The 21,229-nt window shown below is 69.4% G+C and carries 16 protein-coding genes; 8 read left to right on the forward strand and 8 right to left on the reverse strand.

Annotated elements, in window-relative coordinates; all coding sequences use genetic code 11:
* Nucleotides 1-421: 421 nt before the first annotated feature.
* The 3 genes from hppD to D3A59_RS06455 all read left to right on the forward strand — a co-directional run bounded on the left by hppD (nt 422) and on the right by D3A59_RS06455 (nt 3,715).
* The gene (gene hppD / locus D3A59_RS06445; RefSeq protein WP_119154078.1) at nt 422-1,510 is read left to right on the forward strand and encodes a 4-hydroxyphenylpyruvate dioxygenase; all 1,089 of its coding nucleotides are present in this window, start codon (nt 422-424) and stop codon (nt 1,508-1,510) included.
* 196 nt (nt 1,511-1,706) lie between these two features.
* Nucleotides 1,707-2,249 (forward strand): shikimate kinase, encoded by a 543-nt coding sequence (locus D3A59_RS06450; protein WP_240635967.1) that lies wholly within the window; start codon nt 1,707-1,709, stop codon nt 2,247-2,249.
* A gap of 140 nt (nt 2,250-2,389) precedes the next feature.
* Nucleotides 2,390-3,715, forward strand: a complete 1,326-nt coding sequence (locus D3A59_RS06455) for a hemolysin family protein (RefSeq protein ID WP_119154079.1) — start codon at nt 2,390-2,392, stop codon at nt 3,713-3,715.
* Nucleotides 3,716-3,788: 73 nt separating this feature from the next.
* Here D3A59_RS06455 and chrA read toward each other — a convergent pair whose 3' ends face one another.
* The 3 genes from chrA to D3A59_RS06470 form a co-directional block, all read right to left on the reverse strand.
* Nucleotides 3,789-5,183, reverse strand: coding sequence for a chromate efflux transporter (gene chrA / locus D3A59_RS06460; RefSeq protein WP_119154080.1), 1,395 nt, complete (start codon nt 5,181-5,183; stop codon nt 3,789-3,791).
* The gene (locus tag D3A59_RS06465) at nt 5,180-6,103 is read right to left on the reverse strand and encodes a chromate resistance protein ChrB domain-containing protein (protein ID WP_240635968.1); all 924 of its coding nucleotides are present in this window, start codon (nt 6,101-6,103) and stop codon (nt 5,180-5,182) included. Before D3A59_RS06465 ends, chrA begins: the two co-directional genes overlap by 4 nt.
* A 212-nt stretch (nt 6,104-6,315) precedes the next feature.
* Nucleotides 6,316-6,501 (reverse strand): hypothetical protein, encoded by a 186-nt coding sequence (locus D3A59_RS06470; protein ID WP_119154082.1) that lies wholly within the window; start codon nt 6,499-6,501, stop codon nt 6,316-6,318.
* A 254-nt stretch (nt 6,502-6,755) separates the two neighbouring features.
* Here D3A59_RS06470 and D3A59_RS06475 point away from each other — a divergent pair, with 254 nt between their 5' ends.
* Both D3A59_RS06475 and D3A59_RS06480 read left to right on the forward strand, forming a co-directional pair.
* Nucleotides 6,756-7,091 (forward strand): hypothetical protein, encoded by a 336-nt coding sequence (locus D3A59_RS06475; protein ID WP_119154142.1) that lies wholly within the window; start codon nt 6,756-6,758, stop codon nt 7,089-7,091.
* Between the two features lie 166 nt (nt 7,092-7,257).
* Nucleotides 7,258-11,397: a PAS domain S-box protein gene (locus D3A59_RS06480; protein ID WP_170162311.1), complete on the forward strand. Its 4,140-nt coding sequence runs from the start codon at nt 7,258-7,260 to the stop codon at nt 11,395-11,397.
* A gap of 103 nt (nt 11,398-11,500) precedes the next feature.
* Here the strand turns inward: D3A59_RS06480 and D3A59_RS25805 are convergent, their stop codons facing one another.
* The 5 genes from D3A59_RS25805 to D3A59_RS06500 all read right to left on the reverse strand — a co-directional run bounded on the left by D3A59_RS25805 (nt 11,501) and on the right by D3A59_RS06500 (nt 17,761).
* The gene (locus tag D3A59_RS25805; RefSeq protein ID WP_170162312.1) at nt 11,501-11,647 is read right to left on the reverse strand and encodes a hypothetical protein; all 147 of its coding nucleotides are present in this window, start codon (nt 11,645-11,647) and stop codon (nt 11,501-11,503) included.
* A 137-nt stretch (nt 11,648-11,784) separates the two neighbouring features.
* Entirely contained in the window at nt 11,785-13,824 is a 2,040-nt protein-coding gene (locus D3A59_RS06485; protein ID WP_119154084.1) for a hybrid sensor histidine kinase/response regulator, read from the reverse strand.
* Between the two features lie 72 nt (nt 13,825-13,896).
* Nucleotides 13,897-15,378, reverse strand: coding sequence for an SDR family oxidoreductase (locus D3A59_RS06490; protein WP_205665128.1), 1,482 nt, complete (start codon nt 15,376-15,378; stop codon nt 13,897-13,899).
* Between the two features lie 269 nt (nt 15,379-15,647).
* Nucleotides 15,648-16,115, reverse strand: coding sequence for a pyridoxamine 5'-phosphate oxidase family protein (locus D3A59_RS06495; RefSeq protein ID WP_240635969.1), 468 nt, complete (start codon nt 16,113-16,115; stop codon nt 15,648-15,650).
* A 500-nt stretch (nt 16,116-16,615) separates the two neighbouring features.
* Nucleotides 16,616-17,761, reverse strand: coding sequence for a DUF3800 domain-containing protein (locus D3A59_RS06500; RefSeq protein WP_119154086.1), 1,146 nt, complete (start codon nt 17,759-17,761; stop codon nt 16,616-16,618).
* A 604-nt stretch (nt 17,762-18,365) separates the two neighbouring features.
* On the opposite strand from D3A59_RS06500, the gene D3A59_RS06505 reads away from it, so the two are divergent.
* The 3 genes from D3A59_RS06505 to D3A59_RS06515 all read left to right on the forward strand — a co-directional run bounded on the left by D3A59_RS06505 (nt 18,366) and on the right by D3A59_RS06515 (nt 21,220).
* On the forward strand, nt 18,366-19,154 hold the full coding sequence (locus tag D3A59_RS06505) for a class II aldolase/adducin family protein (RefSeq protein ID WP_119154087.1): 789 nt from the start codon (nt 18,366-18,368) through the stop codon (nt 19,152-19,154).
* A 127-nt stretch (nt 19,155-19,281) separates the two neighbouring features.
* Nucleotides 19,282-20,055, forward strand: coding sequence for a class II aldolase/adducin family protein (locus tag D3A59_RS06510; protein WP_119154088.1), 774 nt, complete (start codon nt 19,282-19,284; stop codon nt 20,053-20,055).
* 22 nt (nt 20,056-20,077) lie between these two features.
* A complete protein-coding gene (locus D3A59_RS06515; RefSeq protein WP_119154089.1) occupies nt 20,078-21,220 on the forward strand; it encodes an alpha-hydroxy acid oxidase in 1,143 nt (380 codons plus the stop codon).
* Nucleotides 21,221-21,229 lie beyond the last annotated feature (9 nt).

Consider the following 21,229-nt stretch of genomic DNA (forward strand, 5'->3'; position numbering starts at 1 on the left):
GCGCCAGCCGCTCCTTCCCGGTGCGAGCCTTCCGCGCGGCGCCTTGCCCGCGCCGGCTTGCCGTGACGTGGGCGCGCGCCCGGGTCCTTCGCCGGGTCCTTCGTTTTCCCCGAAGGAAGGATCGCGGCCGATGGCCGATACTCCCCGGGTGATCGCTTCCGCCAAGACGACGCCTGCCCGCCCTGCCTGCATGCCGGCCGGGGATCCCGACTGCGCCCCGTGCGGCGCGCGGCACGGGCTCGTCCACCCATGACGATGCGCATGCGCCGATCCACGCCCCGCGGCAGCCTCCTGTTCATGGGAGACCATCTCGCACGCAGCGTGCGCGGCCTCGCCTGTGCCCCTCCGGCGGGTCGATGAAGCCTTTTTCGTTTCGTCCGACCCAATCACCGATCCACCGATACCGATCCGGAGCACAGCCATGGCTGACCTTTTCGACAACCCGATGGGACTCATGGGATTCGAGTTCGTCGAGTTCGCATCCCACACGCCCGGCGTCCTCGAGCCGATCTTCGAGAAGATGGGCTTCACCGAGGTGGCCCGCCACCGCTCGAAGGACGTCTCGCTCTACCGCCAGGGCGACATCAACTTCATCGTCAACCGCGAGCCCCACAGCCTCGCGTCCTACTTCGCCGCCGAGCACGGCCCCTCGGCCTGCGGGCTGGCCTTCCGCGTGCGCGACTCGCACAAGGCGTATGCGCGCGCGCTCGAGCTCGGCGCGCAGCCGGTGGAGATCCCCACCGGTCCGATGGAGCTGCGCCTGCCCGCGATCAAGGGCATCGGCGGCGCGCCGCTCTACCTGATCGACCGCTTCGAGGACGGCAAGTCCATCTACGACATCGACTTCGAGTTCCTGCCCGGCGTCGAGCGCCACCCCGTGGGCCACGGCTTCAAGGTGGTGGACCACCTCACGCACAACGTCTACCGCGGCCGCATGAAGTACTGGGCCGACTTCTACGAGCGCATCTTCAACTTCCGCGAGATCCGCTACTTCGACATCCAGGGCGAGTACACGGGGCTGACGTCCAAGGCGATGACGGCGCCCGACGGCCAGATCCGCATCCCGCTCAACGAGGAGTCGAAGAAGGGCTCGGGGCAGATCGAGGAGTTCCTGATGCAGTTCAACGGCGAGGGCATCCAGCACATCGCGCTGCTCACCGACGACCTGATCGCGAGCGTGGACCGGCTGCAGATGGCCGGCATCCCGGTGATGACGGCGCCCAACGACGTCTACTACGAGATGCTCCAGGAGCGGCTGCCCGGGCACGGGGAGAACGTGAACGAGCTCAAGGCGCGCGGCATCCTGCTCGACGGCAGCACCGAGGGCGGCGGCAAGCGGCTGCTGCTGCAGATCTTCTCGCAGGCGCTGCTCGGCCCGGTGTTCTTCGAGTTCATCCAGCGCAAGGGCGACGACGGCTTCGGCGAGGGCAACTTCAAGGCGCTGTTCGAGTCGATGGAGCGCGACCAGCTGCGCCGCGGCGTCCTCAGGGTCGAGGAAGCCGGCGCCTGAGCCGGCGATCTTCCGCGTCCCGCCCTCCCGGCGTCGTCCCCCCGGCGCCGGGGGCGGCTTGCCGCGAAGCCTGGGCCGGCCGCATCCCGCCGGCCCGGTTCCGTCGCCGGCCGGGGCAGAATGGAGGGTTCCGCGGCGCAAGTCGCGGGGCACGCCATGCCCCGCGGCGCCTGTCGCCCGCAGCTCTCCCGTGTCCATGTATCCAACCCACATCAGCCTGGTCGGCATGCCGGGCGCCGGCAAGACCTCCATTGGGCGGCGCCTCGCGCGCGAGCTCGGCCTGCCCTTCCACGACAGCGACTGCGAGATCGAGCGCTACATCGGCGGCTCGATCCGCGACTTCTTCGAAGCGCAGGGCGAGGACGCCTTCCGCGAGCTGGAGCAGCGGGTCGTCGCCGAGCTCGCAGGCGGCGCCGCCTGCGTGCTCGCCACCGGCGGTGGCACGGTGCTGCGGGCCGCCAACCGCGAGCGGCTCAAGGCGGCCGGCACGGTCGTGTACCTGCACGCGACGCCCGAGGCCCTGTTCAGGCGCCTGCGCCAAGACACGCGGCGGCCGCTGCTGCAGGTCGCGGATCCGCTGCAGCGCCTGCGGGAGCTGTTCCGGCAGCGCGACCGGCTCTATCGCGAGACCGCGCACGACGTGATCGACACCGGGCACGCCTCGGTCGGGCGCGCCGTCCACGAGCTGCTGGCGCGCTTCGAGCCCTGCCGCACCGCCACCGCCGCTGCCGAATCGTAGGACGGCGCCGGGCCGGGCCCGGTCCTTGCCCGGCAACGGGGTCCCCGGAGCGGCGGGTCGGCGACTGGAGCCGCAGCGTGCCGGAGGATGTGCCCCGTCAGGGGGAGACCCTCGGCCCGTGGCCGCGCCCGCATCCGAACATGGAAATCGCCCTACTCGTCGCCCTCATCCTGCTCAACGGCGCATTCGCGATGTCGGAGATCGCGCTCGTCACCGCGCGCAAGGCCCGCCTGCAGAAGCGCATCGACGAGGGCGACCCGGGGGCGGCCGCCGCGCTCGAGATGGGCAGGGACCCGACCCGCTTCCTGTCCACCGTCCAGATCGGCATCACGTCGATCAGCATCCTCAACGGCATCGTCGGCGAGTCGGCGCTGGCCGGGCCGCTCGCCCGCTGGCTGACGGAGCACGGGCTGCGGGAGCCCTATGCCGGCTATGCCGGCACCGGGCTGGTGGTGGTCGTGATCACCTACGCGTCGATCGTGCTGGGCGAGCTGGTGCCCAAGCGGCTCGGGCAGAACAACCCGGAGGCGGTGGCCCGGCTCGTGGCGCGTCCCATCGCCTGGCTGGCGATGCTCACCCAGCCCTTCGTGCGCCTGCTGGCAGGATCGACCAACGCGCTGCTGGGCCTGCTCGGCGCGAACCGGAGCACCGCCGCGACGGTCACCGAGGAGGAGATCCACGAGGTGCTGGCCGAGGGCACGAGCGCCGGCGTGATCGAGTCGCACGAGCACACGATGGTGCGCAACCTGTTCCGGCTCGACGACCGGCAGATCAGTTCGCTGATGGTGCCGCGCAACGACATCGTCTACCTCGACGCGGACGCGCCCTTCGAGCTCAACCTTGCGCGCATCGAGCAGTGCGACCACGCGCGCTTCCCCGTCATGCGCGGCGAGCCGGACAACATCATCGGCGTCGTCAACGCGCGCCGGCTGCTGTCGCAGACGGCGCGCGGCCAGCAGCCGGCGCTGGACGACAAGCTCGAGCCGCCGCTCTACATCCCCGAGACGCTGACCGGCATGGAGCTGCTCGACAACTTCCGGGCCTCAGGGGCGCAGATGGCCTTCGTGATCGACGAGTACGGCGAGGTCCAGGGCCTGGTGACGCTGCAGGACCTGATCGAGGCCATCACCGGCGAGTTCCAGCCGCGCAATCCCGCCACATCCTGGGCGGTGCAGCGCGAGGACGGCTCCTGGCTGCTCGACGGCCACATCCCGGTGCCGGAGCTGAAGGACCGGCTCGGCCTCGCCACGGTCCCCGAGGAGGAGCGGGGCCGCTACCAGACGCTCAGCGGCATGCTGATGCTGCTGACCGGCCGACTGCCCCGGCTCGCCGACACCGTGGAATGGGAAGGGTGGCGCTTCGAGATCGTCGACATGGACGGCAGGAGGATCGACAAGGTGATGGCCCGCCGCGCCGGGACCGATGCCGTCGCCGGCCAGGCGCCGGCGGAGGCGCCCGCCGGGTAGCGTGCGCGGCGCCCGGTCGGGGGGCGGGCGCCTCGCGCGCGGTTTCCGGCCGCGCCGCGTCGCCTCGCGGCCGTCAGCCGAGCAGCGGCCTGCCGAAGGTGATGGCGAGGCCGGCGAGCGCGCAGGCGCCGAGCAGCGGCATCACGCCCACCTTGAAGCGGAAGAGCGCAAGGGCCGCCGCCACCGCGATCAGCGCCGAGACCGCGTCGAAGGGGCCGTCCAGTCCCTGCGGCCACAGCACGTGGTAGGCGAAGAACATCGCCAGGTTCAGGATCACGCCGACCACCGCGGCGGTGATCCCGGTCAGCGGCGCGGTGAAGTGCAGCTTGCCGTGCGTGGACTCCACCAGCGGCCCGCCGATGAGCACGAACATGAAGGAGGGCAGGAAGGTGAAGAAGGTCACCACGGTGGCCGCCGCCGCGCCGCCGAGGAACAGCGCGTCCGGGCCGAAGACCTGCTTGATCCAGCCGCCGACAAAGCCGACGAAGGCCACCACCATGATCAGCGGGCCGGGCGTCGTCTCGCCGAGCGCGAGGCCGTCGATCATCTGCGTCGCCGACAGCCACTGGTGCTGCTCGACCGCGCCCTGGTAGACGTAGGGCAGCACCGCGTAGGCGCCGCCGAAGGTCAGCAGCGCCGCCTTCGTGAAGAACCAGCCCATCTGCGTCAGCGTGCCGCCGAGGCCCTGCAGCGCGAGCAGCGCCGCCATCGCCGCCGCCCAGAGCCCCACGCCCACCAGCAGCACCCGGGCGAGCCGGGCGCGGCTGAAGCGCGCGTGCGGCGGCGGCGGGGTGTCGTCGTCGATCAGCGCCGGGCCGAAGCTGCCGCCCTTGGCGCCGTGCCCCCCGCCCACCTCGAACACCCGCGGCGCGAGCTTGCCGCCGATATGGCCGACGAGGGCGGCCGCGAGCACGATGGCCGGGAACGGGACGCCGAACACGAAGATGGCGACGAAGGCCGCCGCCGCGATGGCCCACAGCCAGCCGTTCTTCAGCGCCCGCGAGCCGATGCGGTAGGCAGCGTGCATCACGATCGCCGTCACGGCCGGCTTGATGCCGTAGAAGATGGCCGCCACGAGCGGCATCTCGCCGTAGGCGACGTAGAGCCAGGACAGCCCGATCAGGATGAACAGCGAGGGCAGCACGAACATCGCGCCCGCGACGATGCCGCCCCAGGTGCGGTGCAGCAGCCAGCCGATGTAGGTGGCGAGCTGCTGCGCCTCGGGGCCGGGCAGCAGCATGCAGTAGTTGAGCGCGTGCAGGAAGCGCTTCTCGCTGATCCAGCGCCGGCGCTCGACCAGCTCGCTGTGCATGATCGCCATCTGCCCGGCCGGCCCGCCGAAGCTGATGAAGCCGAGCTTCAGCCAGAACCAGAAGGCCTGCGCCAGCGTGATCGGGGCCGGTCGCCCGGGGGAGGAGGGGGGATCGCCGTTCAGCGGCAGGTCGGGGGAGTGGGGCGCGGGGGTCATGCGGGTTCTCCGGAGGAGGCGTACAGGGCGTCGAAGACGGCTCCTGTCGCGTCGATCAGTCGGTCGTCGTCGGGATGCAGGGTCCTGAGCCCCGACAGGATGTTCTCGAGGCCGGCAGCCTCGGCGACCGGCAGCCCGCCCACGTCGAGGTAGTGGACGGTGGCGCCGATCCTGCGCAGGCGCGCGTCGTCCTGCAGTCCGAAGGCGAGGACCATCGTCTCGAAGGTGACGAGGGAGCCGGCATGGCTGAAGGCCGCGCCGTCGAAGTCGAAGCCGAGCGCGCCGTCGGGAAGATCGGCCACGTCGCGCAGCCAGACGAAGCGCGCGGCGGGATCGATGAAGCGGCGGATCAGCCAGCAGCAGGCGAGGCGGTCGACCCAGGGGCGCGCGCGCGTGGCCCAGAGCCGACCGGCGTACTCCAGGCGGTCACGCCGGGGGATGTCGCCCCCGGCCGGCGCCGGCTCCCCCTTCGAGAAGCGCAGGTCGATCTCGCGCCGCAGCAGCGCAAGCGTCGAGCGGGCCCTCTCGCGTGCGGCGCCAGGGAAGTAGTCGCTCCGCTCCAGGCCCTCCAGGGCCTCCGTCATGCCACGGAACTGCCGCCGCGCCGCGGTCTCGCCGAGACCCGCGAGCTCCCGCCGCAGCGCCTCCAGCGAGGTCTCCCACTCGGCGTACGCCGCACTGCGGTCGAACAGCGCGACGAGTTCCTGCTGCTGCGCCGGGGAGCGCGCCGACAGGCCCAGGAGCCAGGCGGCACCCTGGTGGGATCGCACCTCGTCGGCGATCCTGCCGAAGGGCTCGGCGTGTTCCGCGGGCAGGACATACGCGCCGTCGCGCAGCGAAGCCGCGCCGAGCGCCTTCAGCGTGCGCCAGGTGCGCAGGCGCACGGCATTGGGCTGGCTGGGCAGGGTCAGCAGCAGCAACAGCCATTCTGTAGCGATTGCATCCTGGGGGGACATAAGCATTTCATTCTAGCGCGCCTGCCGCTCGCGCCGCCCCGATCGCCCAGCCTTTCCTGCGAAGGTGCGGCGTCGGGCGACTCCCCCCGCGTGGTGCGGTCGCTTTCAGGAGCCGGATGAACGGACGGGGCCGCAAGGGCCCCGTCCGGTTCCGGTGGATGCGTGGCCAGAAGCGGTCAGCGCTCGTCCTTGCCCTTGCCGCGGGTGCCGGAGACGGAGGTTTCCTTGCCTTGCTGATGGGCGCTCATCTGCGAGCCGTGACCGCCGCCGCCGCGGCGGCTGTCCGAATTGGACGCGGTGCTCCGATCGGCCTTCTGCTTCGGGCTCATCTGCATCTGCTTGCGCTTGGCTGCGAGTTTCATCCTGGGCTCCTCTTGCTCTCTTGCTCGCATGTGTAGGAATGACACCGCACCGGCGATGCGAGGGGGCGCCGGAGGGTGAGAGGGGAGCCCGGCCGGTCTCCTCCCTGCCGTCTGCGCAGTAATCGGTGTTCTCGCCGGCGGGGCGGACGCCCTCCCGTAGCACCGCCGGCGCGAGACGTCGCGCCGAACTGCCGCCACGTCCCCTCGCTGTTCCGGGCTTGGCGCGCGGCGTCCTGCAGGCACAGTCGCGGCGCATGGACCGCCCCCCGACGACGCAGCACCGCGTCATCCACCTGCACGCGGACGCCCCGCCCAAGCCGGCGCCGGGCGCGGCCTGCAACGGCTGCGGCGTGTGCTGCGCCAGCGAGCCCTGCCCGCTGGGGATGCTGCTGTCGCGCCGCAGCAGCGGCGCCTGCGAGGCACTCGGCTGGGACGGGCGGCGCTACGTCTGCGACGCGCTGGCGCGGCCGGCGCGCTTCGTCGCGTGGCCGTGGGCGCAGCGCCTGCTGTCGCGCGCGGCGTCGCGCTGGATCGCCGCCGGCAGCGGCTGCGACAGCGTCGCCGAGGTGGAGGAGCGGCCCGCCGGCTGAACTCCCCGTCCGTCGCGGCCCGCGTTTCCGCGATGCCGGGGCACGAGACGAATCATCGGGGCTCAAGCCCCGGCGAGAACGGTCGAAAACGAGGCGGTCCCCCTTTCTTCGAGCCCGGCCGCCATGACCGGAGCGGGCTGCCCCGTCGATGTCCCATCCCAGAGCAATGGCTGCAGCCGCACGCGCGATCGCGCTGCTGGTGTCGGTCTACGGACTGGCCGCGCTGTGGCTCCAGGTCTCCGGCCAGGCGCATTGGCTCGCAGCGGCCGTGCCCGGCGCACCGCCGATGCGGCCCGCCTCGTCCGTCGGACTCCTCCTTGCCGGCATCGCCGTCGCGACCCTCGGGCGCGCGGGCCGTGCCCGTTTCCTGTCGTCGTCGTCGGGGATGGCGCTGTCGGCCCTGGCGCTGCTGAGCCTGGCGTCCGGCCTCGGGGAGCGGGCGGCGCCCGGTACGCCGGTCGCGAGCCATCCGATCGTCGCGCTGGTGTTCCTGCTCATCGCGATCGCCGCGCTGGGCTGGAAATCCGCCGAGTCCCGGGGGAAGCGCTTCGGCGTTGCCGCGGCGGTCACCGGTGGCGCCCTGTCCCTCGCCTCCGTCGTGCCCTATGCCCTGCCGTGGCTGGACCCGGGGGCGAGGCTGCTGCTGGGGGTGGTGCCGCCGCAGTCCGCCGTCCCGCTGGCCGTGCTGTGCGGCTGCATCGGCCTGCTGTGCTGCAGCGGGACGCCCGCCGGCCTCGCCCGGCGGCATGCCCCGCTGTTCACCCTGACCCTGGGCACCTCGCTGGTCCTGATCGCCGCCTGGAGCGGGATCCTCTGGGCCAACAGCGCCCATGTGCTGCGCGAGGTCACGCAGAGGACGGAGGGGGTCGCGCACACCCTGCTCGAGCACATGCACCGCTCGCTCGATCCCGCAGCCCTGGTGCTGCGCCAGGTCGCCGACCGCATCTCGAAGGAGGGGCTGGAGAACTTCTGCGCGTCCGACGCAGCGTGGCAGGAGTTGTCCTCCACCGCGGCCTCCCTGAAGCAGGTCAACGCGATCCTCGTGCTGGACCGCGTCGGGCAGGTGAAATTCCACTCGGCGCAGCGTTCGCCCCGCATCCCGGGCAAGCTCTCGCATCGCGACTACTTCGCCGCCCACCTCCGGGGCGAGCCCACCTACCTGGGGCCGCTCATCAGGGTGGGTTCGGGCAAGGACGGCTTCACCTACAGCCACCGCGTGACGGACGAGCACGGCGAGTTCGCAGGCGTGGTGGTGGCGTCGCTGGAGCTGGCCTACTTCCAGGAGTTCTACGGCTCGCTCGACCTGGGCCATGCCGGCTCGATCGGCGTGTTCCGCACCGACAGCCGCCCGCTGATCCGGGTGCCGCTGCCCGATGACCTCTCGGCGGTCGACATGCGCGGCCATCCCCTCTTCCGCGATCACGTTCCCCGGCGGGACCACGGCGTCTTCGTGGCCCGCTCCCCCTTCGACGGCCAGGAACGCTTCATGGCCTACCGGGTCTCGACCACCCTGCCGCTCGTGGTCTCCGCGACGGCGAGCGTCGCCCCGCTCGCGGCGGAATTCGCGGAGGAGGCCTTCGCCGCCTCGCTGCTGCTCGCCCTCGCGCTGCTGGCGCTGATCAACGGGGCCGCGCATCGCCTGCGCGCCGCGCTGAGGGAGGAGGAGCACCAGCGCGAGCTCGAGGCGGGGCGCACGTTCGCGCGCGCCATCCTGGACTCCATCACGGCGAAGGTCGCCATCACCGACCGTGCCGGCACGATCCTCGACGTGAACGAGGCCTGGCGGCGGTTCGCCCGGGCCGACGGCGGCACGGGGGAAGCCATCGGGTCGAACTACCTGCGCGTGTCCCGCCATGCCGGGGGACGCGAGTCGGGCGACCGCCGTGCCGTGGCCGAGGGGATGGAGGCCGTCATCCGGGGCGAGGCCGAGCGCTTCGAATACAACTACGAGTGCCCCTCGCCGACGCAGGACCGGTGGTTCAAGATGCGGGTCACGCCGCTGGAGGGCTCGGACGGCGTGGTGGTCGTCAGTCACGAGGACGTGAGCGACCTGAAGCAGGCGGAAATCGCGGTCTCGCGCGCGAAGTCGGAGCTGCGCAAGGCGCACGACGCGCTGGAGCTGCGCGTGGCCGAGCGCACCTCCAGGCTGCAGCAGGCCTTGCAGCGCGTGACCTCGCTGGTCGAGCACTCGCCGCTGGCGGTCATCGAGTGGGACCGCGAGCTCCGGGTCGTGCGGTGGTCGCGGCGTGCGGAGGAGATGTTCGGCTGGCGCGCCGACGAGGCGATGGGGCGCCGCCTGTCCGAGCGGGGCCTGGTCTTCGAGGACGACCGCGAGGCGATGGAGGCCGCGATGTCCCAGCTGGTCCTGGGCATCGAGGCGCGCAACTCCGGTGCGAGCCGCATCTACCGCAAGGACGGCGGCCTGCTGCACTGCGAGTGGCACAACTCCGTGCTCCTCGACGAGCAAGGCCAGCCCGTGTCGGTCCTGTCGATGGTGCACGACGTCAGCGCCCGGCGGGCCGCCGAGGCGGCCCGCCGCGAGAGCGAGGCCCTGTTCCGCGACACCTTCGAGCAGGCGGCGGTCGGCATCGCCCATGTCGGGCTCGACGGGCGCTGGCTGCGCGTCAACCGGCGGCTGTGCGAGATCGTGGGGCGCTCACGGCAGCAGCTGCAGCAGCTCACCTTCGCAGACCTCACCCATCCCGAGGACCTGCAGGCGGGCCGGGGGCTGGCGGAAGAGCTGCTGCAGGGCCGCCGCAGCTCGTACGTGATGCAGAAGCGCTACGTCCGCGGGGACGGCTCGCTGGTCTGGGTGCAGCTGACGGTGGCGATGCACAGGAACGAGCAGGGGGAGTCCCTGCACTTCATCGCGGTGGTCGAGGACATCCAGGCGCTGAAGGACGCGGAGCGGGCGCTGCGGCTCGCCAACGACGAGCTCGAGGACCGGGTGGCCAGCCGCACCCGGGAGCTCCAGGCCAGCGAGCAGCACATCCGGGAGATCGCGAGCACGGTGCCGGGCGTGCTGTTCCAGTGGTTCTGCCGCCAGGACGGCACGACCGGCTTCCACTACCTCAGCCCCCGCACGCAGGACCTCTACGGCTACGCGCCCGAGCAGGTCGCGCGCGACTGGGCGGCGCTCCTCCACCCGCAGGACCGCGAGGCAACGCTGAAATCCACCGACCGTGCCGTTCGCGACCGCGCCCCGTGGGAGCACGAGTGCCGCATCGTCCGCGCCGGCGGGGAGGTGCGGGTCGTCAGCATCATCGCCCGGCCGGTCCGCTCGGACGCGGAGGAGATCGTCTACACCGGCTTCCTGATCGACGTCACCGACGCGCGGCGCGCGCAGCAGGCGCTGTCCGACAACGAGCTGCGCTACCAGACGCTGGTCGAGGGCTCGCTGCAGGGCATCCTCGTGCAGCGGGTCCACCGGGACTGCAAGGTGCTGTTCGCCAACGAGGTGGCGGCGCGCATCTACGGCTACGGCAGCGCCGCGGAGCTGATGGCCGAGCCCGGGGCGCGCCATCTCGTGCCCGAGGACGTGCGCGAGCAGGCCGCACCCGCCTGGGGACGGTCGCGCGGGGGCGAGACCGGGGGAATCCATGCCCAGCTCGCCGCCCTGCGCAGGGACGGCAGCCCGATCTGGGTCGAGATTCTGGGCCGCAGGATCGACTGGCAGGGCGAGCCGGCCCTGCAGATGACGATCATGGACGTGACCGAGCGGCATCGGCTCGAAGCCGAGCTGAAGCGCCAGGCCACCATCGACTCCCTCACGGGCCTGCTGACGCGCCGGCAGTTCAACGTGCTGGCGGAGCAGGAGATGTACCGCCGCCAGCGCAACGCCCAGTCGCTGACGACGCTGATGGTCGACATCGACCACTTCAAGCGCATCAACGACACCTTCGGGCACCAGGCGGGCGATGCCGTGCTCGAGAAGGTCGCGCAGGCGCTGAAGGAGGTGCTCCGGGGCAACGACGTGATCGGGCGCTTCGGCGGGGAGGAGTTCGTGGCGCTGCTCGTGGATGCGGACGAGACGGCGGCGCTCGCGGTGGCGGCGCGGATCCGGGCGCGGCTGCGCGAACTGCGCGTGACCTGCAGGGGGCAGGACATCGAGGTGACCGCCAGCATCGGGATCAGCGCCTTGCGGCCGGAGGAGCCGAGCATCGAGCCGTCCCTCGGGCGGGCCGACCAGGCGCTGTACGCGGCGAAGTCGGCGGGACGGGACCGGGCCGTGCTCCACGGTGCCCCGCTGCCGGCGCCGGGGCACGAGGGCGGCGGGAAACGACAGGACCTCGAGGCACTGAGCTAGGTGTGCGGTCCCGGGAAGCCGTGGTGCTCCAGGGCGGCCGCTGAACCACGTATCGACTGCAGAGCTCAGCGGCGCTTGGCTTGGCGTGGATCGGCCCAAGCCACTATTTGTTCTTCAGCTTGCCCTTCGGCAGCACGGTCGTCGTGGGAGGGGTAGGACGCGTGGAGGGGGCGGAGGAGTCTTTCGGCGGACTGTTGTCCTTCTTCGGCTTCTTCGCCATCTTGTTGCTGCGCTGCTCGCCTTTGGGCATGTCGGACTCCTTATGTGGGTGCCGAATGTACCTGCTTTACTCGAGAGCGGCCGTATCGATGCGGCATGCGGCGTTTGTGGCTTCGTTTCCGCCGCAGGAATGTGGGCGAGCGGTGCGGGGGACACCTCAGGGCGTGCCTACGCTGCCCCGCCCCGATCGCACAGCTCGCCCAGGATCTGGCGCACGTGGGCGAGGTCCACCGGCTTGGTGAGGTGCCGGTCGAACCCGGCCTGCTGCGCGCGCCGCCGGTCCTCCGCGCTGCCCCAGCCGGTCAGCGCCACCAGCACCGTGTCGCGAATCTGCGCGTCGGCGCGCAGGCGCCGCGCCACCTCGTAGCCGTCCATGCCCGGCATGCCGATGTCGCAGAACACGCACCTCGGGAGCCACTGCCGGGCGATCTCCAAGGCTTCCTGCCCGCCGTAGGCGATGCGCGTCTCGTGGCCGAGCAGCTCGAGCATCGCCGCCAGCGAGTCGGCGGCGTCGACGTTGTCGTCCACCACCAGCACGGTAGGGCAGGCCGGGGCCGCATCCGGGACGACCTTCGTGTCCCCCGCCGGGCCGGACGCCGCGCCGGCGTGCGCGAGCGGCAGCGTCACGCGGAAGAGGGCGCCCGTTCCCGGCCCGCCGCTTTCCGCCTCGATGCGGCCCTGGTGCAGCCCGACCAGCTGCCGCGCCAGCGACAGGCCGATGCCCAGCCCGCCCTGGGCGGGCAGCGCGTTCTGCCGCACCTGCGTGAACATCTCGAACACCCGCGACAACATGTCGGGCGGGATGCCGATGCCGTTGTCCCGCACCTCGATCACCGCCTCGTCCCCGGCACGCCGCACCGACAGCTCGATGCGCCCGCCCCTCGGCGTGTAGCGGGCGGCGTTGTGGAGCAGGTTGCCGATGACCTGCGCGAGGCGGGTGGCGTCGCCGTGCACGCACAGCGTGTTGTCCGGCAGCCGCAGCACCAGCTCGTGGTCCCCGCCCTCGATCGACGGGCGGATCGCCTCGATCGCGCTGTCGACCACGGAGCGCACCGATACCATCTCGCGCCGCAACTCGACCTTGCCGACGCTGATGCGGGAGACGTCGAGCAGGTCGTCGACGAGGCGCACCATGTGCGCGATCTGCCGCTCCATCGTCTCCAGCGTGCGGTGCGCGGCCTGCGAGACCTCCGGGCGCAGGCGCAGGATCTGCACGCCGGTGCGGATCGGCGCGAGCGGGTTGCGCAACTCGTGCGCCAGCGTCGCGAGGAACTCGTCCTTGCGGCGGCTCGCCTCGCGCAGTCCCTCCTCGGCGCGGCGCTTCTCCGTGATGTCGTTGCCCTGGCCGCAGATCCCCACCACGCGGCCGTGCTCGTCCACGATCGGCTCCAGCACGAGGTCGATGTAGCGCTCCTCCAGGCTTGCGGCCGTCCCGCTCTGCAGCCGTACGGGCTGCGAACGGAGGATCTTCGGTACCCCGCTGCGGTAGACCTCGTCGTGAAGCTCGAGGTAGCCCTGGCCCTCGACCTCGGGAAACGCCTCCCGCATCGTCCTGCCGGCCAGCGGGCGGTGAGCGGCGAGCTCCGACAGCGCGTCGTTCGCCTGGTCGATCACGTGATCCGGCCCGCGCGTGAAGTAGACGAAGCCGGGCGCATGGTCGAAGAGATGCCGCAGCCGCGCCCGCTCAGCCTCCAGCGCCCGGTTGACCTCCCGGAACAGCTGCGCGTTGTTGAACATCGCGGCATCGCTGCGCGCTAGCGTCGCCTCGTCGGCCCGGGCCTGCGCCTTCAGCTTCACGAGCTCCGTCACGTCGATGGTGCTGTGGGCGATGCAGGCGAGCTGGCCGTCGGCGTGGAGGATCGGGCTGTTCACCGCGCTCCAGAAGCGCTCCTCGAAGCGTTCCTCCCCGTCGGCCGTCCTCACCTTGATCGGGTAGCGCTGCACGGGCAGGGCATCGGCCTCGCGCGAGGACAGGACCTTGAGCAGCGAGGTGCGCAGCGCAACGACGCCGCTGTCGTCGCTCGGGCTGGCCGAGAAGGCGTCGAACAGCGGCCTGCCCAGCAGTTCCGCGCGCGTCCGGGCGGTGGCCGCGAGGAAGGCGTCGTTCACGTCGAGGATGATGAAGTCCGGGTTCGGCGACAGCAGGTAGCCGCCGACGGAGGAGCGCCGGAAGAGGGTCTCGTAGGCGGACAGGGGAAGCTGGGGCATCGTAGCCACGAGAGCAAGCAGGCTCCGTGCCCAGCCCGAGGGAAAGCTGCCCGGGGGCGCCGCATTCCCCGCTCAGCGCCCCCGCCGCTTGCCGCCCGCCGCCAGCCACGCCAGGCCGGCCGCCGCGGCCCACAGCAGCCCCCGCACCGCAGGCGGCTGCTGCGCGAGCCGGTTGTAGAGGCTCGGGTGCGCCCCCTGTCCCGGATGCCGGCCGAGGGTGCGGCCGTGGCTGTCGTGCGAGGGCGCGTGCAGGTTGCCGCTGGAGCCCGAGGACGGTTCGTCGCGCCACTGCCGCGCGGCCAGCAGCTTCGCCGAGAGGTCCATCAGGCCCGGCGCGAGGGCCGCCATCGCGCTGCCTGAGCGGGCCGCCCCGCCGATCCAGACGTCCCGCTGCGGACGGACGGCCGCCGCGAGGATGGCGCGGGCCGCGTCCTGCGGGTCGTACAGCGGCGACACCAGCTTCGGGTGCCGCCCCGGCGGGTGGGCGGTGTGCTCGATCAGCGGCGTCGCGAGGCAGGCCGGCTTGAGCAGCACGACGGCCACCGGCGCGCCCTCGGCGAGCAGCTCCTGGCGCAGCCCGTCCGTGAAGCCCTTGATCGCATGCTTGCTGGCGCTGTAGAGGCTCTGCAGCGGCACCGCCTTGTCGGCCAGGATGCTGGCCATGTTGATCAGCGTGCCGCCGCGCTGCCGCAGGTGGCGCACCGCGGCGAGCGAGCCGTACACCGTGCCCCAGAAGTTGGTCTCCATCAGGCGGCGCGCGTCGGCGTCGTCGTAGTGGTCGAGAACCGAGCCGATCATCCCGACGCCGGCGTTGTTGATCCAGGTGTCGAAGCCGCCGAAGGCTTGCACGGCCGCCTCCGCCACCGCGTCCACCTCCTGCCGCACCGCCACGTCGGCGGCTTTCACGAGCACCTCGGCCCGGAACTCCGAGCGCAGCCGCTCGGCGATGCGCTCCAGCGCCGCCGCGTCGCGGCCGCTGAGCACGAGCCGCGCGCCCGCGCGGGCCGCCTCGAGCGCGGTGGCGAGCCCGACTCCGCTGGACGCGCCGGTGACGACGATCACCTGCCGGTTCAATTCCTTGGCCATCGCGGCCTCCTTCCTTGGGCGTTGCCGCAGCACCAGCAGGCCCGCGAGCGCGAGGCCGAGGCCGAAGCTGCCGTAGACCAGCGCGGTGCTGCGCCGGGACAGGCGTTTCTCGAAGCCGGGCGAGAGGCGCTGGGGCACCAGCTTCAGGTCCGTGAGCGCCGCCACCACGGTCACCAGCGCGGCGTCCGCGAGCGTGGCCTGCGGCGTGCGCTGCCGACGCCGCGCCTGCAGCGCCTCGAACACGAAGCCCCACAGCATCGCGGAGCCGTGGTGGACGATCTGCCCGACCACCGTGTGCCGCACATCCGCGCCCTCGTGCCGCAGCGCCTCCTCGCCCCAGGCCCACTGGCTGGTGGCGTTCAGCGGCGCGAACGGCGTACCGTGCTCCACGCGGCCGCGCCGCACCAGCATCGCGGTCGAGGCCAGCGCCGCGACGGCGCCGGCCAGCAGCGCTGACGAGGGGGACATGCGGCGCAGGAGGCCCTCGGCGGCGCTCCGCACCACATCTAGCGAGGCGAGGGCGGGCGGGGTCGGCACGGCGAGGCGGGGCGTCCGGGAATGCATAGCGGAGGCTCGACGGGAAGCGGGGATGCCGGGGTGGAGCAACGGGTGTTCCAGGGGGGGCGGCGATGCGGCAGCCGGCGGCGGGATGGCGGGAGGGGGCGGGGCCAGCGGCCCGCGGAAAACAAGCGTGTTGCGGGAAACGCGCCGACGAGCCGGCGCAGGCCCTCCTGCTCTCAGCGTGTAACGCCGTAGGTCCGCAGGGCTGACTGGATCTGCGTTTCCTCGGTGGTCTCTGCCGGGTACAGCCTGTAGCTCGGTGCAACGATCTTCTCGACCGAGTCGGCTTTTATTGCAAACACGCTGTGAATGGGGAAGCGATCTCCAACCATCGCCTGAAGCGGCGCTGCCCACTTCGAGTAGTCGTGCGCAGACGGCCTGACATTGCTTGCAGTGCCGACCACCTTGAATCCCTTTTGCACGAAAACATCGATGAAGCTTGCGCAGACCTTCGGATTGACGCCGATGTTTTTCGCCGAGACGGGCGAGCTGATGTTGGCAATGACCAGATGATCGTCGTCCACAATCGCAAACACCTCTTTCGGCGTCACGTTGGGTTGACCATTCCCGTCGGCCGTCGCCAGCCAGCATAGGACGCTTCGATTGGCGAATTCTCGGACTTCGGCATTCAGCAGGGCTGGCAAGATATTTCTCCTTTGATATAGGAATCGATGCGGGACTGTTGACGAAATAGGGCGGCGGCTTGGTAGCTTTCCTTGCTGTGTAAAGCGAATCTCAGCGGTCCATACGGAAGGGGACATCCATGGGCATTGTGTTTCTCCGGATCGACCTTGCCAAGAACGTTTTCGCGTTGCACGGTATGGCGTTGGATGCGCGAGGCGGCTACTGGGTGGCAGTCCTGACCATTGCGGCGAAGAACGCGAGATTGGCGCCCGCGCACGCGTCTTTTATCAGGGCCGGTTGTAGTTGATCAGTCCGCACCTTGTTTTTCCGAGCGAGACTGGGCAGCGCAAAGCGCCACAGGTGGAGTGGCTGGGGGAGAGGCTTGAGAATTCGCTAAGCGATTTTTCAAGGGGAGTTATTTCTTGCTTGCGGGGGAAGCCCTTGTGGGTTCATCTAACCCGCCCGCCGAAGGCGGTGCGGGTCTAATTAATAGGTTGCATCATAGTGTTTTTCAAACATGCTAAGATTCAATGGCGCCGATCACGCGCTGAAGGCGTTGGAATTGCGGTTGATTCAGTAAATCATACTCTCCGGCGGACGCGTATTTCAAAGCTTCTCGCGCGCGATTGAGTCGGCTTAATAAAGGAAGGGTAAATCCATCAACGAACTCTGCAAATTCCAGCATGTCGAGTTGCGATGTTGGGATTTTATATCCCTTATTCGAGCTGGCGATTAATACATCGCTGTCGCGTAGTTTGGAGATGATCGCAGAACGCATCGCATGTTCGCTAATTTCAGTAAATCCTTGGCCATGCACGTGCTCAATTATCTCTTGCGTGGAGATGTATTCGCGGCCTGAAGAAAAGCGCGCCCTAAAAAGCAAGTAGTTTAGTGCGGCGCATTGTTTTCTTATGTCATTATCAGGAATGTTCTCATTTTCCTGCAAAAATGTAGATGCGGCAGTGAGGGCGGCACGGTAAATCAAAGAGTCTAATTCGTTGTCATTCTGTCTGACGGACTGATAGGGCTCGTAACGCTGCGGCCACTCATCGATCCTAATGCGCTTGGTTTTTAAAAAATTGAGTATGCCTTCGCGATAAAATTTGGGGGGTCGATTCTCATAAACTCGAGCAATGGAGCCGACCATAAAGTCTGCCAGTTGAACTGAGATGTTATTTTTGCTATCAACAATGTTGATGTTGGTGTTGGAGAATAGGTCCGTCTGGTGATTCTCTATTAAATAATTATGAAAACTGGCAATGAATTCATTTCCGCCATGACCATCTGCATATATGGTCAACTCCGGAAAGTTCTGGAATAGAGATCGATAAAGCAAGCCATTGCAAAACTTGATGAAGGTTTTCTTATGTTTTAGCCCAATGCTGTGAATTGCCGCCTTGTTGATCGCTATGGCGTAGAACTTGTAATCTAGAGGCTTCAGTTCCTCGAAAATTCTTAGGCGACGTTTATCATCTACTCCGCTGGACTTGATCTCGCCTTTTTGGAAATGTTTTGATCGGATACTCTCTACAGCTTTTTCTAAAGAATGAATGACTTCGCTTCGCAAAATTATCGCTAGAACAATAAAATAATTTGACGCTCCTGATTTTTCGACTTCTAGATCGTGATTTCCTGACTCGTCAATGAAAGCGAAGTGGTGTGTCATTTTCCTGTTGCACAATTTTCGGAATTTTGCCTAACTGTTGTTGGGGCAGTTCCCGTGGTCTAGCCTCTGGGGCGACTAATCTAAATGTTTGCAGACGACTCGGCAGCCTAACACAGTCTCCTCCCTGGGCGAATGCCGTGTTAGGTCGCCTAATCGTCCCTGCGTTAGGCCGCCTAAAAATCGACCGACGAGACGAGGAGTTCGACAATAAGGGGTGCGTTAACGAATGAGCGTTGGGCATGGTAGCGTCGTCGTTATGTGAATAAATCGCGACGACTTGTGCCATCTGTTTACAGTGCGCCTCTCCGGTCATCGTTTGTTCATTGCATCGCAACTGCCGCAGTCGATAAAGGTACAGCACGCAAGGTGCTGAAATCCCACGCAGCACATTATCCGAAGCGCCTGCTCCAATCCGAAGCGTCCCGAGAAGCCACGCCAAGGCAGCTCGCCCCGGCCCCGCCAATACACCCCAGGTTTCCCCCGCATACCGAACCGTCATGACTTCGCACACGAAAGTCATGGCGCCATCCCCGGTCGCGCTCCTAAACTCCTTGCGACAGATCAATTCGTCTCCCTTCCGGAGATGCTGCCTGCGAGGTCGAACATGGAACAAGCCGACTGGGACCGCGTGCTCGAGGCACGCCGCCGCAACACCCGCGAGCGGGTCTCGCCCGAGGAGTGGGCGGCCCGGGTGGAGCTCGCCGCCTGCTACCGGCTGTGCGTGCACTACCGCATGACGGACATGATCTACAACCACATCTCGCTGCGCGTCCCGGGCCGGCACGACCAGTTCCTGATCAACGCCTTCGGCCTGATGTACAGCGAGGTGAGCGCGTCCAACCTGGTCAAGGTGGACATCGACGGCCACCCGGTGGACGAGGGCGACCTCGAGGCGAACCCGGCCGGCTTCGTCATCCACGCCGCGGTGCACAAGGCGCGCCCCGACGTGGACTGCGTCTTCCACACCCACACGCGCGCGGGCGTCGCGGTGTCGGCGCAGCGCGAGGGCCTGCTGCCGATCTCGCAGCACGCGATGCGCTTCTACAACCGCATCGGCTACCACGACTACGAGGGCATCGCGCTCGACCTCGACGAGCAGCAGCGCCTGGTGCGCGACCTCGGGCCGCACAAGGCGCTGATCCTGCGCAACCACGGCCTGCTCACCGCCGGCGCCACCGTGCGCGAGGCCTTCGAGGAGATGTACTTCCTCGAGCTCTCCTGCCAGATCCAGCTCGACGCGACCGCCAGCGGCGCCGCGCTGGTGCTGCCGCCGCACGAGGTCTGCGAGCACACCGCAAGGCAGTTCGCCGGCTCCAACAACTACATCCGCAACCGCGACTGGCACGCGCTGCTGCGCATGCTCGACCGCCAGGACCCGTCCTACAAGGAATAGACAAGCAAGTCGCGGCGGGCAAGGGCCGGGGCTGGCTCCCGCCGCGACGAGGCTTCGCGGCGCGATGTGCCAGTGCGGGCACGCGCGCGACGCACGACCGATCCATCCACCGAGGGGAGACGCCGCCATGTTCAGCATCGAAGACGCACGCCGCACCCGGCCCGCGCGCTATTCCGCCGAGGAGTGGCTGCTGCGGCTGGAGCTCGCCGCCTGCTACCGCGTGTTCGCCCACCGCGGCTGGGCCGAGGAGATCTTCAACCACATCACGGTGCGCCTGCCGGGCGAGGAGCGCGGCTACCTGATCAACCCCTTCGGCCTGCACTTCGGCGAGGTGACGGCGGGCAACCTGGTGAAGATCGACGTGGCGGGCCGGCCGCTCGAGGACACGCCGCACGTCGTCAACCGCGCCGGCTTCGTGATCCACAGCGCGATCCACGGCGCGCGCGAGGACGCGCACTGCATCATCCACACCCACGACCCCTACGGGCTGGCGGTGGCGTGCAAGGCGGGCGGGCTGTCGATGGACAACTTCTACGCCGCCTTCCTGAGCGGCAAGGTGAGCTACCACGACTTCGAGGGCGTGGCGGTGATGGAGGACGAGCAGCCGCGGCTGGTGCGCAGCCTCGGCGACAAGAGCTGCCTGATCCTGCGCAACCACGGCCTGCTGGTGGCCGAGCGCGACCTGCCGAGCGCCTTCTACTGGTACTACGTGCTGCAGCGCGCCTGCCGCATCCAGGTGCTCAGCGGCGCGATCCCGGGGCCGAACGTGGAGCTCACGCCCGAGGCGCGCGAGCTGTCCTCGCGCGAGGTGCAGACCTCCGACCCGCAGCGCAACATCTTCCCCAAGGTGTTCGGCGCGGCGGTGCGGCAGGCGGGCATCACGCTCGAGGAGCTGCTCTGATGTCGCGTCGGAGGCCCGCGCGATGCTGCTGAACGTCGCCGACTACCGCGCCCGCGCGCGCCGGCAGCTGCCGCGCTTCGTGTTCGACTACGTCGACGGCGGCGCGGGCGACGAGCGCTGCGTGCAGCGCAACTGCGGCGACCTGGAGCGGCTGCACCTGCTGCCGCGCTTCCTGCGCGACACCAGCACGATCGACACCTCGGTGGAGGTGTTCGGCCGGCGCTGGCGCGCGCCGCTCGGGGTCGCGCCGATCGGGCTGTGCGGCCTGGTGCGACCGGACGGCGACGTGCTGATGGCGCAGGCGGCGGCCGACGCGGGGCTGCCGCACGTGCTCTCCACCGCGTCGAACTCGCGCCTGGAGGCGGTGCGCCGGGCGGCGGGCCCGTCGGCGCTGCAGTGGATGCAGCTCTACGTGATGCACGACCGCTCGATCGCCGAGCACATCGTGCGCCGCGCCCGCGCCGAGAACTACGGCGCGCTCGTGCTGACGGTGGACGTGCCGGTGGGCGGCAAGCGCGAGCGCGACCTGCGCAACGGCTTTCGCGTGCCCTTCCGGCCGACGCCCGCGGCGATGCTGAACCTGCTGCGGCACCCGCGCTGGATGTGGCGCGCGCTGCGGGGCGGCTCGCCGAGCTTCGTGAACCTGGCAGAGCACGAGGACCGCAAGGCGTCCGCGCAGGCGCAGGCGGTGATGCTCGCGCGCGCGATGGACCGGCGCCTGGCCTGGGAGAGCCTCGACTGGCTGCGCCGGCTGTGGGACGGCCCGCTGCTGCTCAAGGGCCTGCTGCATCCCGAGGACGCGCGCCAGGCGCTGCAGCACGGCATTGACGGCCTGATCGTCTCCAACCACGGGGGGCGGCAGCTCGACGCGGCGCCGTCGAGCATCGCGGCGCTGCCGCAGGTGGTGGACGCGGTGGGCGACCGCATCCCGGTCTTCGTGGACAGCGGCTTCCGGCGCGGCAGCGACGTGGTCAAGGCGCTCGCGCTGGGCGCGAAGGCGGTCTTCGTCGGCCGCCCGGCGGTCTACGGGCTGGCCTGCGGCGGGCGCGACGGCGCGCGCGCGGTGCTCGAGCTGCTGGTGCAGGAGATGGAGCTCGCGATGACGCTGACCGGCGCCGCGCACGTCGCCGGGATCGGGCCCGATCACCTGCTGCGCGGGCACTGAGCGCCCGCA

Origin of the sequence: Caldimonas tepidiphila, assembly GCF_003569765.1 — a bacterium.
GTDB lineage: Bacteria > Pseudomonadota > Gammaproteobacteria > Burkholderiales > Burkholderiaceae_C > Caldimonas > Caldimonas tepidiphila.